Genomic DNA, 15,722 nt, shown 5'->3' on the forward strand with positions numbered 1-15,722 from the left:
CTGGTGGTTCGGGTGGCGCGCGGACTCACACGCGCGGACTCAGGCGGTGGGCTCGAGCGGTGGGCTCGAGCGGTGGACTCGGGCGGTGGGCTCAAGCGATGCGCTCGGGCGGTGGGCTCAGGCCCGCAGGCGGCGGCCGCGTTTCGCGGGCGCGCCGTCGTCGCGGGCGGCCTCGGCGGTGCGGGCCTGCAGGAGCTCGGCCTGCTGGGCGAGCCGGGTCTCGCAGTGGTCGAGCCAACGGATCTCCGCTTCGGTCTGGAAGATCAGCTGGTCGAGGACGAGCAGCCAGGCGAGGTCGTTGCTGGCGGAGGGCACCACGCCGGGGCGCTTCTCGCCGGCGAGGGCGCGGCCCTTGAGCCGGGTGTAGTCCTGGAGCGCCTTGATGCTGTGCCGGCGCTGGCCCTGGACGACGGCGGAGACGTCCACTCCGGGGACGGTGACCGCCATGGCGAGCTTGATCGCCAGTTCGTCGCGCGGGGGGTTGGTCCGGGGCACCGGGGTGTCGAACCAGGACCGCAGCTCCTCCCGGCCGGCGTCGGTGGCGGCGTAGAACTGGTGGCCCTCGCCGTCCTCCCCCGCCGGCTCGACCAGCCCGTCGCGCTCCAGTCGCGACAGCGTGGTGTAGACCTGCCCGACGTTGAGCGGCCAGGTGGCGCCGGTGCGCGCCTCGAACTCGGTGCGCAGCTGGTAGCCGTAGCGCGGGCCCTGGTCGAGCAGGGCGAGCAGACCGTGACGGATGGACATACCGAGTATGTATACCCGGTATGCCCTACCGCCTCAAGCCGGGCCCCCCTCCCCCGGGGACCGGGTACCGTCGTGCGGTGTGAGCCAGTTGCGCATCGCCACCTTCAATCTGTTGCACGGACAGCCGCTCGCCCCGGACGGCGCGCCGCGGCCCTACCCGTCCGACCCCGGCGGGCCGTTGGCCGAGGCGGTGGCCGCGCTGGACGCCGACGTGCTGGCGCTCCAGGAGGTGGACCGCCACCAGGCGCGCTCCGGCCTCACCGACCAGGCGGCGGTGGCCGCCGCGGCGATGGGCGCCAAGGACTGGCGCTTCGCCGCCGCGCTGCACGGCCGCCCGGCGCCGGTGGCGGGCTGGGTGCCGGAGCCGTCCGGTCCGGTCGGCCTGCGGGTGTACGGGCCGGACGAGGTCGGCGACGGCGCCGCGCCCTCGTACGGGACGGCGCTGCTGACGAGGCTTCCGGTGCGGCACTGGCGGGCCCGCCGGTTCGCCCCGGCCCCGTTCGGGCTGCCGCTGCGGGTGGCCGGGCGGCGCGGGCTGACCCCGGTGCCGGACGAGCCGCGGGCGGCGCTGGCGGCCGTCCTGGAGGGCGAGCACGGGCCGTTCACCGTGGTGGCGGCGCACCTGTCCTTCGTCCCCGGCTGGAACATGGCGCAGCTGGCCGGCATCCGGCGCTGGATCGCCGACCTGCCCCGGCCGTACCTGGTGCTGGGCGACTTCAACCTGGTCGGCGCCGTGCCGCGGACGGTGCTCGGCGGGGCGACGGCGCTGGAGCGCACCGCGCCGCGGGCGCGGGTGCGCGAGCTGCGGGCGGCCCGGCGGGCCCGGCCCGCGCTGGCCGAGCCGCGCCGGCGCCGGGTGCGCGAGCCGCGGCCGCGCCTGCAGGGCTGGTACGACCTGGCGCGCACGCCGACCTACCCCTCGCACCGGCCCGCGGTGCAGTTCGACCACGTGCTGGCGATCGGTGTGCCGCGGACGGCGGTCGGCCCGGCGGCGGCGCCGCGCGCGGTGGTGTCGGACCACCGCCCGCTGCTGGTCGAGGTGTCCCTGTAGGGCCTCTGGGTCCTCAGTGGCGCGCCAGGACCCCGGCCTGCTGCGGGAGGTGGACGGTGGCCGCGCCCTGGGGCACTCCGGGCCCGAGCGCGGGCGGCGGGTCGAACTGGAGCAGCAGCATGGCCGCGTCGTCGCCGAGCTGGCGCCCGACGTGGCGCACCACGTCCTCGTGCAGGCGCTGCAGGACGTCGGCCGGGCGGCCGGCGGCGCAGCGCGGGAGGCGTTCGGCGAGCGGGTAGAAGACGCCGGCCCGGTCGCGGGCCTCGATCACCCCGTCGGTGAACAGCAGGACCCGGTCCTCGCCCTGGAGCAGCAGCCGGTGCACCGGCGGGCGGACGTCGGCCGGGTCGAGGACGCCCAGCGGCGGTACGGTCTCGGCGAGTTCGAGCGGGCTGACCTCGCCGCCGCGCAGCAGCAGCGGGGCCGGGTGGCCGCAGTTGACGATCTCCGCGGCGCCGTCGGGGCGGACGCCGATCAGCACCAGGGTGACGAACTCCTCCTCCACGCCCGGGTGGTCGTTCTCGTGCAGGGCGCGGTCGAGGCTGACGGCCAGCCAGCCGGCCACCCGGTCCAGGGCGGCCTCCTGGTGGGCGGCCTCGCGGAAGGCGCCGAGCACGGCGGCGGCCGTCTCCACCGCGCCGAGGCCCTTGCCGCGGACGTCCCCGACCACGGCCCGCACCCCGTGCCGGGTGTTGACCACCTCGTAGAGGTCGCCGCCGATCCGGGCGTGCGCGGCGGCGGCCTCGTAGTGGACGGCCGCCCGGACGGTGCCGACCCGTTCGGGGACGGGCCGCAGCAGCACCCGGCGGGCGATCGAGGCGACCAGCTGGGCGTCGGCCAACGCCTGTTCCTGGCGCAGTCTCAGGGTGGCGCTGACCCAGCCGATCGCGGCGACGAGCAGGATCGCGAAGACGCTGGCGGCGTGCACGGATTCGCCGAGCGTGTCGCTGCGGAAGGCCATCAGGAAGGCCGCCGCCTCGGTGCCCAGACCGATGGCGAGCGGGTACCAGGTTCGGCGGCTGACCACGGCGGCCAGCGCGGGTACGGCGGTGAGGGCCGGTTCGACCGTCACCTCGGTGCCGCTGAGGTAGTCGAGGGCGACGATCAGCACCATGCCGATGAACGGCAGCGCCAGCGCCGTCCTCGGCCAGGTGCCGGTCGCGCGCGGAGCGGGCCCCGGTGTCGGCCCGGTGAACCGCTCTCTGATCCATCCGGTCGCGCTCAACTTCGGTCTCTCCAGCAGAAGACGCCGATGCCCGAGGGCACCTGCGGTGATGACTGAGGGTCAGGGAATACGGGCCTCGCTGGCGGCCGGAGCACGGGGGTTGACCGGTTACCGACCCCACAATAGGCGCGAAACGTGCATGACGCACAGGTTTCGGGCACTGGCGTGATGACTTGGATGCTCTGTGTGACTCAATAGTCACTGTTCCCGATCAGGAGCCGTTCCAACTCTTTTCGGTCGGGAAGTCCTGCGGGACGGACGATCCGTCCGCTGCGGACGTACAGGAAGGAAGCCGTGACCTGCTCGGGATCGACGCCCGCGTGCTCGGCCCAGGCCAGCCGGTAGACCGCGAGCTGCAACGGGTCGGCGGTCTCCTCCCGGTGGGTCTTCCAGTCCACCACTTCGTAGCGTGACGCACCACCGGATTCCGACAACGCGTCATCTTCCCGGTAGACCGCGTCGATCCGTCCCCGCACCACCCGTCCCGCCAGCACCAGCTGGAACGGCGCCTCCACCCGGTGGGGCTTGCGCTGCGCGTACGGGGTGCGCAGGAACGCCTCCTTGAGCCGCTCCAGGTCCTGCTCGTCCTCGATGCCGTCGTCGTCGGCGCCGGGCAGCGCGCCGGGCTCGACCAGCAGCAGCGGCTCGATCCGGGACTGCACCCAGGCGTGGAAGCGGGTGCCGCGCCGGGCCGCCGGCTGCGGGGGGCGCGGCATCGGACGGGCCAGCTCGTGCGCGAAGCCGTCCGGGTCGGCGGCGAGGCGCAGCAGCTGGGTGGCGGACAGCGAGGCGGGCAGCGGCACGTCCCGCGCGGTGCGCCGGGAGCGCTCCAACTCGCCCAGCAGCGCGGTCAGATCGCGGTCCCAGGAGGCGACCTGGCGCTGGTCCTCGGAGGTCAGCTCCTCGGCTTCGGGGGCCGCCGCGCCCGCCACCCGCGCGCGCACCACCTCGGCGACCCGGCGGCGGGCGTGCTGGGCGGCCGGGTCCAGCGGCAGCGGCCAGGGGCGCTCGACCGGGGAGGCCAACGCCGGGTTCTCGGCGCCCTTCTCCGGCTGCTCGGCCCAGTGCTCGACCTCACCGGCGCCGGGCCGCTCGCAGTGCTCGCGCAGCCGCTCCAGGAAGTCGGACGGGCCGCGGACGGTCTTCTGGCTCGGCCCCCACCAGTGCCCGGAGGCCAGCAGCAGCGACCGGGGGCGGGTGAACGCCACGTAGCCCAGGCGCAGTTCCTCGACGGCGGAGTGGTCGGCCAGCTCCTTCTTGAACGCCGTCATCGACTTCCCGTTCCACCCGCCGCGCACGTCGGGCAGCGTTTCGGCGTCGCCGCGCAGGGCGTGCGGGAGCACGCGCTTGGTGCTCGTCCAGCGTTCGCGCGGGCTGGATGACGGGAACGCGCCCCGTACCAGGCCGGGGACGGCGACCACGTCCCACTCCAGGCCCTTGGACTTGTGCGCGGTGAGCACCTTCACGGTGTCCTCGCCGCCGGGCAGGCTGCTGTCCAGGCCGCGCTCGTACTCCTGGGCGGCGCGCAGGAAGCCGAGGAAGGCGGCGAGGCCCGGGTCGCCGTCGAGGTCGGCGAAGGAGGCGGCGACGTCCAGGAAGGCGTGCAGGGTCTCCCGCCGCCGGGCGGCCAGGGCCTGTGGGGAGGCGGCGAGTTCGACCTCCAGGCCGGTGACGGACAGCACCCGGTGCAGCACGTCCATCAGCGGGTCGGCGAGCGAGCGGCGCAGGTCGCGCAGCTCGGCGGCGAGCCGGGCGAAGCGCACCCGCGCCTCGGCGGAGAACGGCAGGTCGTCGGGCTTCCCCTCGTCGCCGGCCGAGGCGTCGAGGAAGGTCTCCACCGCGTCGGCCAGCGAGACCACCTCGGTCGGGTCGGCCTCGGCGACGGCCGCGGCCAGCGCCTCGACGCCCTCGGGGTGGTCGGTGCGCACCAGGTCGGCGGCCCGGCGGCCGAGCAGGGCGAGGTCGCGCGGGCCGATCCGCCAGCGCGGGCCGATCAGCAGGCGCACCAGCGCGGCGTTGGCGGTCGGGTCCTGCAGCACCTCGCAGACCGCCACCAGGTCGGCCACCTCGGGCAGCTGCAGCAGCCCGCCGAGGCCGACCACCTCGACCGGCACCTCCCGGGCGACCAGCGCGGCGTGGATGTCCGGGAAGGCCGCGCCGCCGCGGCACAGCACGGCGATCCGGCCGGGCGCGGTGCCGGTGCGCACCAGGTGGGCGATCGAGTCGGCCAGCCAGTCGACCTCCTCGGCGTGGGTGGGCAGCAGCGCCGCGCGCACGTAGCCGTCCCGCTCGGCGCCGGGGGCCGGGCGCAGCGCCTCCACGCCCTCGTGCATCTCCCGCAGCGGGGCGGCGAGTTCGTTGGCGAAGTCGAGCAGGCGGCCGCCGCTGCGGCGGTTCTCGCTGAGCGCGTAGCGGTCGGCGGGGCGGCCGTCGGCCTTCGGGAAGTGCCGGGGGAACTCGTCGAGGTTGGCCACCGAGGCGCCGCGCCAGCCGTAGATCGCCTGGCAGGGGTCGCCGACGGCGGTCACCGGGTGGCCGCTGCCGGTGCCGGCGCCGTCGGAGGGGGCGCCGAACAGGCCGGCGAGCATCAGCCGCTGGGCGACCGAGGTGTCCTGGTACTCGTCCAGCAGCACCACCTTGAACTGGCCGCGCAGCAGCTCGCCGACCTCCGGGCGCTGCTGGGCGAGGCGGGCGGCGGCGGCGATCTGGTCGCCGAAGTCCATCAGCCCGGCGGAGCGCTTGCGGCGCCGGTAGTCCTCGACGAGGCGCAGCAGCTCCAGCCGGGCCCGGGCGGTGGCCGGGACGGCCCGCAGGTCGTCGTTGGTGAGCTTGACGGTGGCGAGGGTGTCCAGCAGCCGCTCGTCGAACTCGCGCAGGGTCTGCGGCTCGACCAGGTGCTCGGCGAGCTCGCCGTCCAGTGCGGTCAGGTCGGCGACCAGGTTGGCGAAGGTGCCGGTGAGGGCGGGGAACGGGCCGCGGGCGGTGCGCAGCACCTTGGCGGCGAGCTGGAAGCGGGTGGCGTCGGCGAGCAGCCGGACGTCCGGCTCGATGCCGATCCGCAGGCCGTGCTCCTTGAGCAGGCGGCCGGCGAAGGCGTGGTAGGTGGAGATCTCCGGGTCGCCGAGCGGCTCGGCGCCGTCCCGGTCGACGACCCCGGCCCGCAGGAGGGAGGCGCGCACCCGCTCGGAGAGCTCGCCGGCGGCCTTGTTGGTGAAGGTGAGGCCGAGCACCTCCTCGGGCCGGACGGCGCCGGAGCCGACCAGCCAGACCACCCGGGCGGCCATCACCGTGGTCTTGCCGGAGCCCGCGCCGGCGACGATCACGGCCGGCTCCAGGGGGGCTGCGACGGCCGCCATCTGCTCCCGGTTGAACGGGATGCCGAGCAGCTCCTTGAGCTGGTCGGGATGGCTGAGCACGGCGGTCACCCCGCAACCGTAACCGGAGCGTCGGACAGGATTCACTCCACGAGCTGCGCCCCGTCGCGCTGGGCGGAGCAGCTGCGGCGGAAGGTGCAGCGGTCGCAGCCGCCGCCGGTCTGCGGGACGAAGCGCTCGGCGAGGACCTTCCCGGCCGCCTCGGCGAGCAGGTTCTCGATCCAGGGCTCGCCCTGCGGCGGCTCCTGGTGCTGCACCTTGGGGGTGTCCTGGGCGGCCTTGGCGGCGGGCTCGCGCAGGTGGACGAGTTCGGCGCCGCCGGTGTCCGGCGGGTGCCCGGGGAAGCCGGGCAGCTCATTGAGGGCGCCGGCCCGGACGGCGAGCTGGTAGACGGCGAGCTGCTTGTGCTCGGGCAGCGACCTGTCGGTGGGTATCTGCTTGCCGGTCTTGAAGTCGACCACGTAGGCGCGCCCGGCGGAGTCCTTCTCCACCCGGTCCATCGAGCCGCGGATGCGCACCGAGACGCCGCCGACGTCGAGGGTGACGTCGAAGCCGTGCTCGGTGGCGACGAGGTCCCGGCCGCGCTCCAGGACGTGCCAGTTGAGGAAGCGCTCCAGGGCGGCGCGGGCCTCGGTCTTCTCCTGCTGGGACTTCCAGGGCGCGTCGAAGGCCAGCGCGTCCCAGACGGTGTCCAGCCGCTCCATGAGCACGGCGAGGTCGGCGGGGGTGCGGCCGGAGCCGACCTCGTCGGCGAGGGCGTGCACCACGTTGCCGAAGCCCTGGGCGGCCGAGCCGGCGCCGCGCGCCTTGACCTCCTTGTCCAGGAACCACTGCAGGGAGCAGCTCTCCAGCTGTTCCAGTCCGCTGCCGGACAGCCGGACGGGCGCGTCGGCGCTGCGCAGCGGCTCGGCGGCGGCGGTCGGGTCGTCCAGGCCCCACCAGCGTTCGGGGCGGGCGGCGGGGACCAGCGGCTGCCCCTCCTCGTCGGTGGCGGCGGCGAGGGTGGCGAGGCGTTCGGCGGCGGCGCGGCGCAGTTCGGGCGAGCGGGCGGGGTCGACGGTGACGGCGCGCAGTTCGGCGACCAGCGCGGCGACGGACAGCGGGCGGCGCGGCCGGTGGGTGACGTCCTCGACGGTGACCGGCGGGGTGCGGCGGACGACCCTGCCGGTCCTGGGGTCGACGTCCTCGCGGTAGAGCTCGCGCAGGAAGCGGGACGGTTCGTCGCCGTCGTCGGCGGGGGCCTTGACGGCGGTGACGATCAGCCGTTCCTTGGCGCGGGTCGCGGCGACGTAGAAGAGCCGGCGCTCCTCGCCGAGCAGCGCGCCCGGGGAGAGCGGTTCGGCGAGGCCGTCGCGGCCGATCCGGTCGGCCTCCAGCAGGGAGCCGCGGCGGCGCAGGTCGGGCCAGAGGCCGTCCTGGACGCCGGCCACCACGACCAGGCGCCACTCCAGGCCCTTGGAGCGGTGGGCGGTCATCAGCCGCACCGCCTCGGGGCGCACGGTCCGGACGGTGAGGGTGTCGGCGGCGATGTCCTGGGCTTCGAGTTCGGCGAGCAGGTCGAGGGCGCTGCGGTGGCCGGTGACCTGTTCCTCGGCGCGGGCGGCGGTCTCGAACAGGGCGCAGAGCGCGTCCAGGTCGCGGTCGGCGTTGCGGCCGGCCGCGCCGCCGCGCAGGGCGGCCCGTTCCAGTCGCTCGCGCCAGCGGCGGCTGCCGTCCCACAGCTCCCAGAGCGCCTCCTCGGCGGTGCAGCCGCCGGCCAGCAGTTCGCGGACCTTGCGCAGCAGGGTGCCGAGGTCGCGGGCGCGGCGGGCGTGCGCGGGGTCGAGGGCGACAAGGCGCTCGGGTTCGGCGAGGGCCTCGCGGATCAGTTCGCCGGCCGGGCGGGGGGCGGCGGCGTGGCCGGGGCCGGGGTCCGTCGTCACGCTCCCGTCGTCCGCCCCGCCCTCGGGGGTCCGGAGGCGGGCCCTGGCCTCGGCGCGCAGCGCGGCGCGTTCCTCCTCGCGCAGGGCGCGGCCGAGGCGGCGCAGGTCGGAGCCGTCGAGGCCGCCGAGCGGGCCGGTGAGCAGGGCGTGCGCCAGGTCGGTGGTGAGCGGGTCGGGGGCGTCCGGGTCGCCCTGCTTGTCGCGGGCGGCCTGTTCGGCGCAGACCCGCAGGGCGAGCAGCAGCTGGGCGACGGCCGGCTCCTCGCGCAGCGGCAGGTCGTCGCCGTCGATCTCCAGCGGGACGCCGGCCGCGCCGAGGGCCCGCCGTACGCCGGGGATGGAGCGGGCGCCGGCCCGGACGAGCACGGCCATCTCGCCCCAGGGCACGCCGTCCTCCAGGTGGGCGCGGCGCAGCAGGTCGGCGATCGAGTCGAGTTCGGCGCCGGGGGTCGGGTAGGTGTAGACCTCGACCCTGCCGCCTTCGCGGGAGGGCAGCAGGGCGCGGTGCTGGGCGAGCTTGTCGGCGGGCAGCCGGCCCATCGGCATCCGGCGGGCGACTTCCCGGGAGGCGGCGAGCAGCAGGGCGCCGGAGCGGCGGGAGACCCGCAGCACCTTGACCTCGGCGGGGCTGCCGTCGGCCTGTCGGAAGGTCTGGGGGAAGTCGAGGATGCCGTTGATGTCGGCGCCGCGGAAGGCGTAGATCGACTGGTCCGGGTCGCCGACCGCGACGAGGTCGCGTCCGCCGCCGGCGAGCCGGCGCAGCAGCCGGACCTGGGAGGGGTCGGTGTCCTGGTACTCGTCGACGAAGACGACGTCGTAGCGCCGCCGCAGCTGCTCGGCGACGTCGGGGCGCTCGGCGAGCAGCACGGCGCGGTGGACGAGTTCGGCGTAGTCGAGGACGCCGCGCAGGTCGAGCACGTCGAGGTAGTCGGCGAGGAAGTGCGCGGCGGCGGCCCAGTCGGGGCGCTGGACGCCCTGGGCGAAGCGCTCGAGTTCGGCCTCGCCGAGGCCGAGTTCGCGGCTGCGGGCGAGGACGGCGCGGACCTCGTCGGCGAAGCCGCGGGTGGTCAGGCAGGCCCGCAGGTCCAGCGGCCAGGCGATCCGGCCGAGGCCGAGCTTGGCGTCCTCGGCGCCGCCGGCCAGCAGTTCGCGGACCATGACGTCCTGTTCGGGGCCGGAGAGCAGCCGCAGCGGCTCGGCGTAGTCCTCCGGGTCCTGGTGGGCGCGCAGCAGGGCGTAGCAGTAGGAGTGGAAGGTGGTGGCCTGGGGGGCGGCGGCGGTGCCGCCGAGCCGTCCGGACATCCGGTCGCGCAGTTCCGTCGCGGCCTTGCGGCTGAAGGTGAGGACGAGGATCCGCTCGGGGTCGGTGCCGTCCTCGATCCGCCGGGCGACCGCCTCGACCAGGGTGGTGGTCTTGCCGGTGCCCGGCCCGGCCAGCACCAGCAGCGGCCCGCCGGGGTGCTCGACCACGGCGCGCTGGTAGGCGTCCAGCACGGGTGGGTCGGGCTGGACGAGCGGGCTGCGCACGAGCCGGTACGGGGAGGTCACGAACGGGTCCTGGGGTCGAACAGGGGGCATGGCGGGGCGGGCCCGCGTCGGACCCGCCCGTATCGAGCCTACGGTCCCGCGCTGTCAGTCCGGTCCGTGCGGCGGCCGTCGGTCAAGCCCCCCTAGGGAATCGGCCGACCGTCCCAGCGGGCCCGCTTGAGGTCGACCCGGGGCGGGTCGGCGAGTTCGCGCAGCGGGGTGCCCTCCTCGCCGTAGTGGTCGAGGGCGCGGTGCTCGTGCCCGGGCAGCAGCCGGCCGTCCGCGCGGACGACCCGCCACCAGGGCACCGGGCCGCCGTACAGGGCCATCACCCGGCCGACCTGTCGGGGGCCGCCCTGGCCGAGGTACTCGGCGACGTCGCCGTAGGTCATCACCCGGCCGGGTGGAATCCGCTCGGTCAGGTCGAGCACCAGTTCGGCGAACGGCGGCAGGGCGTCCGGAGGGCCGTCGTGTGTTGCGTCCGTCACCTGCGGCATTCTTCCCTACGGGGGCGCGCCCGCGGCCCCGTCCGTACGATCCGCCGCGCCCGATCCGCCCCCTGTCCCGCACGGGGCGCCGGGGCATGCCACCATCTTCCGGGGCGGTGAGTGGTGATACGAGGACAAGACCAGATGACCGGGACGGCTGACGTGGGCGTGGACAAGGACTCCGACGAGTCCGCTGCCGCCGTGCCGTCGGCGCCCGGGAGCGGGGGCGAGGGCCGGCCCGAACCCGGGCCGACGCCGGAAGTCTCCCTGATCAAGGACCGGACGATCAAGACCCCCGCACCCGCGAAGACCCCCGAGCAGCCCGGCCCGCCCCCGGCCGAGACCACCGGCGCCCCGGCGCCCGCGGCCCCCGCCGCCCCGCCCGGGGAGCCCGAGCCGCCGGACGAGGCCCCGCACCTGGACGTCGACGAGCCGCTGCTCGCCGCCCGCGCGCACCGCCCGTCCGACCTGATCCGCTTCCTGGCCGGCGTCCTCGGGATCGTCGCCGTCTTCGTGCTGGCCGGCATCGCCACCTCGACCACCACCGGCATCGAGCAGGACATCGCCTCCAACGCACCGCACTTCTCCGCGGTGTTCTCCACCATCACCGGCCTGCTCTCCAGCGTCGCGGTGCTCGCCGTGCCGCTGGCCTTCGCGGTCGAGCGGCTGATCAAACGCGACGGCCTGCGGGTCGCCGACGGCGTGCTCGCCTCGGTGCTGGCGTACGGCGTCTCGCTCGGCATCGACTGGTGGGTGGCCGAAGGCGCCTCCGACCACATCCGGGACGCGCTGACCCAGCTGCCGCTGGACAGCACCGGCACCCTCACCGACCCGGTGCACGGCTACCTCGCCCCGGTGATCGCCTACATGACCGCCGTCGGCATGTCGAGCAGACCGCGCTGGCGGGTCGCCCTGTGGGTGGTGGTGGTCTTCAGCGGGGTCACCGAGCTGCTCGGCGGCTACACCACCCCGCTGTCGCTGCTGCTCACCGTGCTGACCGGCTGGTCCGTCGCGTACGGCACGCTGTACGCGATCGGCTCGCCCAACATCCGGCCCACCGGCCAGCACCTGATGATCGGCCTGCGCAAGGTCGGCTTCACCCCGGCCGGTGCCATGCGCGCCCCCGACGCCCCCGGCGGCACCCGCCGCTACCAGGTCACCCAGCAGGGCGGCCCCCCGCTGGACGTGCACATCATCGACCGCGAGCAGCAGGCCTCCGGCTTCTTCTACCGGGCCTGGCGGCGGCTGCGGCTGCGCTCGGTGGCGGTGCGCCGCAGCCCCCAGTCGCTGCGCCAGGCGCTGGAGCAGGAGGCCCTGATCGCGTACGCGGCGGCCGCCTCGGGCGCCCGCGCGCCGCAGCTGGTCGCCACCTCCGAGCTCGGCCCGGACGCCGCGATCCTGGTCTACGAGAACGTCGAGGGCCGCACCCTGGACGAGCTGGCCGACGAGGAGGTCACCGACCCGGTGATGGCCTCGATCTGGCAGTCGGTGACCGCCCTGCACGAGCGCCGGATCGCCCACCGCCGGCTCACCGGCGAGTCCCTGCTGGTGGTGGACGGGCGGACCGGCTGCCTGGTCAACCTCTCCGGCGGCGACATCGCCGCCACCGACCTGACCCTGCGGATCGACGTCGCCCAGCTGCTCACCACCTTCGCCCTGCGGATCGGCCCGGAGCGCGCCGTCGCCACCGCCAACGCGGTGCTCGGCGCCGAGCGGGTGGCGCAGGCGCTGCCGCTGCTCCAGCCGGTCGGGATGAGCCGCTCCACCCGGGTCGACCTCGCCAAGCTCACCAAGGAGCGCAAGGCCGCCGCCCGGGCCAGGGCGCTGGAGCAGGTCGCGGCCGGCGAGCGCACCCAGGAGCAGGCCGAGGAGGACATCGCGGCGGCCGGCGAGGACCTGCTGAGCCGCATCCGCGGCCAGATCCTCCAGATCGCCCCCGAGGCCCCGATGGCCCCGGCCAAACTGGAACGGCTGAAGCCGAAGAGCCTGATCATGGTGATCGCGCTCACCTTCGCCGCCTACCTGGCCCTGACCACCATCAAGCCGGCCCAGCTGAAGCTCTCCCAGATGAACTGGGCCTGGGCCGCGGCCGCCCTGCTCGCCGCCGCCTTCAGCTACGTCGCCGCCGCGATGAGCCTGACCGGCTTCGTGCCCGAGAAGCTGCCGTTCCGGCGCACCGTCGCCGCCCAGCTGGCCGGCTCCTTCGTCAAGCTGGTCGCCCCCGCCGCGATCGGCGGCATCGCGCTCAACACCCGCTACCTGCAGAAGGCCGGCATCCGCTCCGGCCAGGCGGTGGCCTCGGTCGGCGCCTCCCAGCTGGCCGGCCTGGCCGGGCACCTGCTGCTGCTGTTCAGCTTCGGCCTGATCACCGGCAGCCAGACCAACGGGGACCTCTCCGCCTCCCGCGCGGTGATCATCGGCGTGCTGACCGCCGCCGTGCTCGCCCTGGTGGTGGCCGCCGTCGCGCCGCTGCGCCGGTTCGTGCTGGGCCGGCTGCGCTCGCTGTTCTTCGGCGTGGTGCCGCGGATGCTCGACCTGATGCAGACGCCCAGCAAGCTGGTCACCGGCTTCGGCGGCATCCTGCTGCTGACCCTCTCCTTCACCGCCTGCCTGGACTTCTCGGTGCAGGCCTTCGGCGGCGACGTCAGCTTCTCGGCCGTCGCGGTGGTCTTCCTGACCGCCAACGCGGCCGGCTCGGCGATCCCCACCCCCGGCGGCATCGGCCCGGTCGAGGTCGCCCTGATCGGCGCCCTGACCGTCGCGGACGTCTCCCCCGCGGTCGCCACCCCGGCGGTCTTCCTCTACCGGGCGCTCACCTTCTGGCTACCGGTGCTGCCGGGCTGGATCTCCTACAACGTGCTCCAGCGCAGGAACGCGCTCTGAGCCGCCCCCGGACACGGGGAAGGGCCCGCCGGTCACCTTGGGAATCCAAGGCGCGGCGGGCCCTTCCCCGTGCGCGTCCTAGTAGACCGGCTTGTGCGGCTCGATCTGGTTCACCCAGCCGAGCACGCCGCCGCCCAGGTGGACGGCGTTGCCGAAGCCCGCGGCCTTGACCACGGCCAGCACCTCGGCCGAGCGCACGCCCGACTTGCAGTGCAGCACGATCTTCCGGTCCTGCGGCAGCTTCTCCAGCGCGTCGCCCATCAGGAACTCGTTCTTCGGGATCAGCACCGCGCCGGGGATGTTGACGATCTCGTACTCGCCGGGCTCGCGGACGTCGATGAGGTAGATGTCCTCCTTGTCGTCCTGCCACTGCTTGAGCTGCTGCGAGGTGATGGTCGAACCGGCGGCGGCGGCCTGCGCCTCCTCCGACACGACGCCGCAGAAGGCCTCGTAGTCGATCAGCTCGGTGACCGTCGGGTTCTCACCGCAGACGGCGCAGTTCGGGTCCTTGCGGACCTTCACCTGGCGGTAGTTCATCTCCAGGGCGTCGTAGATCATCAGCCGGCCGAGCAGCGGCTCGCCGATGCCGGCCAGCAGCTTGATCGCCTCGTTGACCTGGATCGAGCCGATGGACGCGCACAGCACGCCCAGCACGCCGCCCTCGGCGCAGGAGGGGACCATGCCCGGCGGCGGGGCCTCCGGGTACAGGCAGCGGTAGCAGGGGCCGTGCTCGGCCCAGAACACGCTGGCCTGGCCGTCGAAGCGGTAGATCGAGCCCCACACGTACGGCTTGCCCAGCAGCACCGCGGCGTCGTTCACCAGGTAGCGGGTGGCGAAGTTGTCGGTGCCGTCGACGATCAGGTCGTAGCCGGCGAAGATCTCCATGACGTTGGAGTTGTCGAGGCGCTCCTCGTGCAGCACCACGTTCACGTACGGGTTGATCTCCTTGACCGAGTCGCGGGCCGACTCGGCCTTGGAGCGGCCGACGTCCGACTGCCCGTGGATCACCTGGCGCTGCAGGTTCGACTCGTCGACCACGTCGAACTCGACGATGCCCAGCGTGCCGACACCGGCGGCGGCCAGGTACAGCAGGGCCGGCGAGCCGAGTCCGCCGGCGCCGACGCACAGCACCTTGGCGTTCTTCAGCCGCTTCTGCCCCGCCATGCCCACGTCCGGGATGATCAGGTGGCGGGAGTACCGGCGGACCTCGTCAACGGTGAGCTCGGCGGCCGGCTCGACCAGGGGTGGCAACGACACGGGGACTCCGATGGGTCTTGTTCGGGTGGCCAGGGCCAGCCTCGCTGCGGGTTGCTGCTCCGCCACTCGGGTGGCTGTCTAGGCCAACAGTGTCACGCGCCCCCGGTATTCCGAGACAGCCCGTCCGATGGGCGAGACGGGCGGCACCGGATCGTGGAACCCGCGACCGGGCCCCCGGAAGGCGCCCCGGGCCCGTGGTTGACGGGCCCGGGGCGCCGCGCGGGAGGCGCTCACACCCGGCAGGCCGTCTCCAGCCAGACGTCGCCCAGCGACTCCTCCAGCGGCACCTGCGTCCGCCATCCGAGACGGTCCCGGGCGGTGCGCACGTCCGCCTGCCGCCACGGCACCGGCTCGCCCGGCACCGCCCGGCCCTCCGGCCGGTGCCCCTCCGGCCGGTGCCCGGGCAGGTGGTGGCCCGGCAGGTGGTCACCGCCCGCCCCGACGGCCTGCGCGGGCAGCAGGACCGGCCGGTTCTCCTCGACGATCTGCCCCTCGAAGCCCGAGGCCCGCACCAGCAGCTGGGCCGCGTCCCGGGCCCGGACGGCGTGCCCGCTGCCGATGTTGACCACCCCGGTGGCGGCCGACACCGCGGCCGCCTGGATGGCCCGCGCGACGTCCCGGACGTCCACGAAGTCCCGGAACCCGGACAGGTCCGGCATCCGCACCTGGTGCTCGTCCCGCTCCAGCGCCCGCCGCAGGCCCTCGGCCAGCCGCCCGAACAGCGAGGCGGTCGGCGCCCCCGGGCCCACCACGTCGAAGACCCGCAGCACCGCCGCGTCCAGCCCGGAGGCCAGCACCAGCTCCGTCCCGGCCAGCTTGGACACCCCGTACGGGCCGACCGGCCGCGGCTCGGCCTGCTCGGAGACCGGCACCCCGCCGGGCACCGGCCCGTACTCGGCGGCCGAGCCGACGTGCACCAGCCTGGCCGGCTCCCGGCAGCGCCGGATGGCCTCGCAGACCGTCGCGACGGCCAGCGTGTTCGACCGGATCAGGGTGCGCGAGCTGCCGTAGGTGGCGCCCGCGCAGTTGATCACCACCTGCGGCGCGACCGCGTCCAGGAACCGGGCCAGCGCGCCCGGGCTCCCGGTGGTCAGGTCGAAGCGGATGTCGGCCGAGTCGCGTCGGCCGAGCACCGTCACCTGCAACTCCTGGTCCATCAGCAGACGATCGGTGACCCGGCGGCCGATGAAGCCGTCGGCGCCCAGCAGCAGCACCCTCATCGGGGGCGTCCTTCCACGAAGCCAGCTCGGG

General features: G+C 75.0%; 9 protein-coding genes. 2 read left to right on the forward strand and 7 right to left on the reverse strand.

Translation table 11 applies throughout. The features are described 5' to 3' along the window. Positions 1 to 117: 117 nt before the first annotated feature. Complete coding sequence (locus tag ACFCY1_RS09870) at positions 118 to 744, reverse strand: PadR family transcriptional regulator (protein WP_049656855.1); 627 nt, start codon at positions 742 to 744, stop codon at positions 118 to 120. A 79-nt stretch (positions 745 to 823) separates the two neighbouring features. Between ACFCY1_RS09870 and ACFCY1_RS09875 the strand changes: the two genes are divergently transcribed. Next, positions 824 to 1,795 (forward strand): endonuclease/exonuclease/phosphatase family protein, encoded by a 972-nt coding sequence (locus tag ACFCY1_RS09875; protein ID WP_375874125.1) that lies wholly within the window; start codon positions 824 to 826, stop codon positions 1,793 to 1,795. A gap of 13 nt (positions 1,796 to 1,808) precedes the next feature. Here ACFCY1_RS09875 and ACFCY1_RS09880 read toward each other — a convergent pair whose 3' ends face one another. From ACFCY1_RS09880 to ACFCY1_RS09895, 4 genes are all read right to left on the reverse strand, one after another. Next, positions 1,809 to 3,020, reverse strand: a complete 1,212-nt coding sequence (locus ACFCY1_RS09880) for a PP2C family protein-serine/threonine phosphatase (RefSeq protein WP_375874126.1) — start codon at positions 3,018 to 3,020, stop codon at positions 1,809 to 1,811. A 191-nt stretch (positions 3,021 to 3,211) separates the two neighbouring features. Continuing rightward, positions 3,212 to 6,445 (reverse strand): UvrD-helicase domain-containing protein, encoded by a 3,234-nt coding sequence (locus ACFCY1_RS09885; protein ID WP_375874127.1) that lies wholly within the window; start codon positions 6,443 to 6,445, stop codon positions 3,212 to 3,214. 32 nt (positions 6,446 to 6,477) lie between these two features. Further along, positions 6,478 to 9,894 carry an ATP-dependent helicase gene (locus tag ACFCY1_RS09890; RefSeq protein WP_375874128.1) on the reverse strand — a complete coding sequence of 1,139 codons (3,417 nt, stop codon included), beginning with the start codon at positions 9,892 to 9,894 and terminating at the stop codon, positions 6,478 to 6,480. A gap of 92 nt (positions 9,895 to 9,986) precedes the next feature. Continuing rightward, positions 9,987 to 10,340, reverse strand: coding sequence for an MGMT family protein (locus ACFCY1_RS09895; RefSeq protein ID WP_049657293.1), 354 nt, complete (start codon positions 10,338 to 10,340; stop codon positions 9,987 to 9,989). A gap of 135 nt (positions 10,341 to 10,475) precedes the next feature. Here ACFCY1_RS09895 and ACFCY1_RS09900 point away from each other — a divergent pair, with 135 nt between their 5' ends. After that, positions 10,476 to 13,214 carry a lysylphosphatidylglycerol synthase transmembrane domain-containing protein gene (locus ACFCY1_RS09900; protein ID WP_234348593.1) on the forward strand — a complete coding sequence of 913 codons (2,739 nt, stop codon included), beginning with the start codon at positions 10,476 to 10,478 and terminating at the stop codon, positions 13,212 to 13,214. 78 nt (positions 13,215 to 13,292) lie between these two features. On the opposite strand, the gene moeZ is transcribed toward ACFCY1_RS09900, so the two are convergent. Both moeZ and ACFCY1_RS09910 read right to left on the reverse strand, forming a co-directional pair. Further along, positions 13,293 to 14,471 (reverse strand): adenylyltransferase/sulfurtransferase MoeZ, encoded by a 1,179-nt coding sequence (gene moeZ / locus ACFCY1_RS09905; RefSeq protein ID WP_074001386.1) that lies wholly within the window; start codon positions 14,469 to 14,471, stop codon positions 13,293 to 13,295. Positions 14,472 to 14,701: 230 nt separating this feature from the next. Next, on the reverse strand, positions 14,702 to 15,691 hold the full coding sequence (locus ACFCY1_RS09910; protein WP_049657289.1) for an NAD(P)-dependent oxidoreductase: 990 nt from the start codon (positions 15,689 to 15,691) through the stop codon (positions 14,702 to 14,704). Positions 15,692 to 15,722 lie beyond the last annotated feature (31 nt).

Source organism: Kitasatospora sp. NPDC056273, assembly GCF_042268845.1.
GTDB lineage: Bacteria > Actinomycetota > Actinomycetes > Streptomycetales > Streptomycetaceae > Kitasatospora.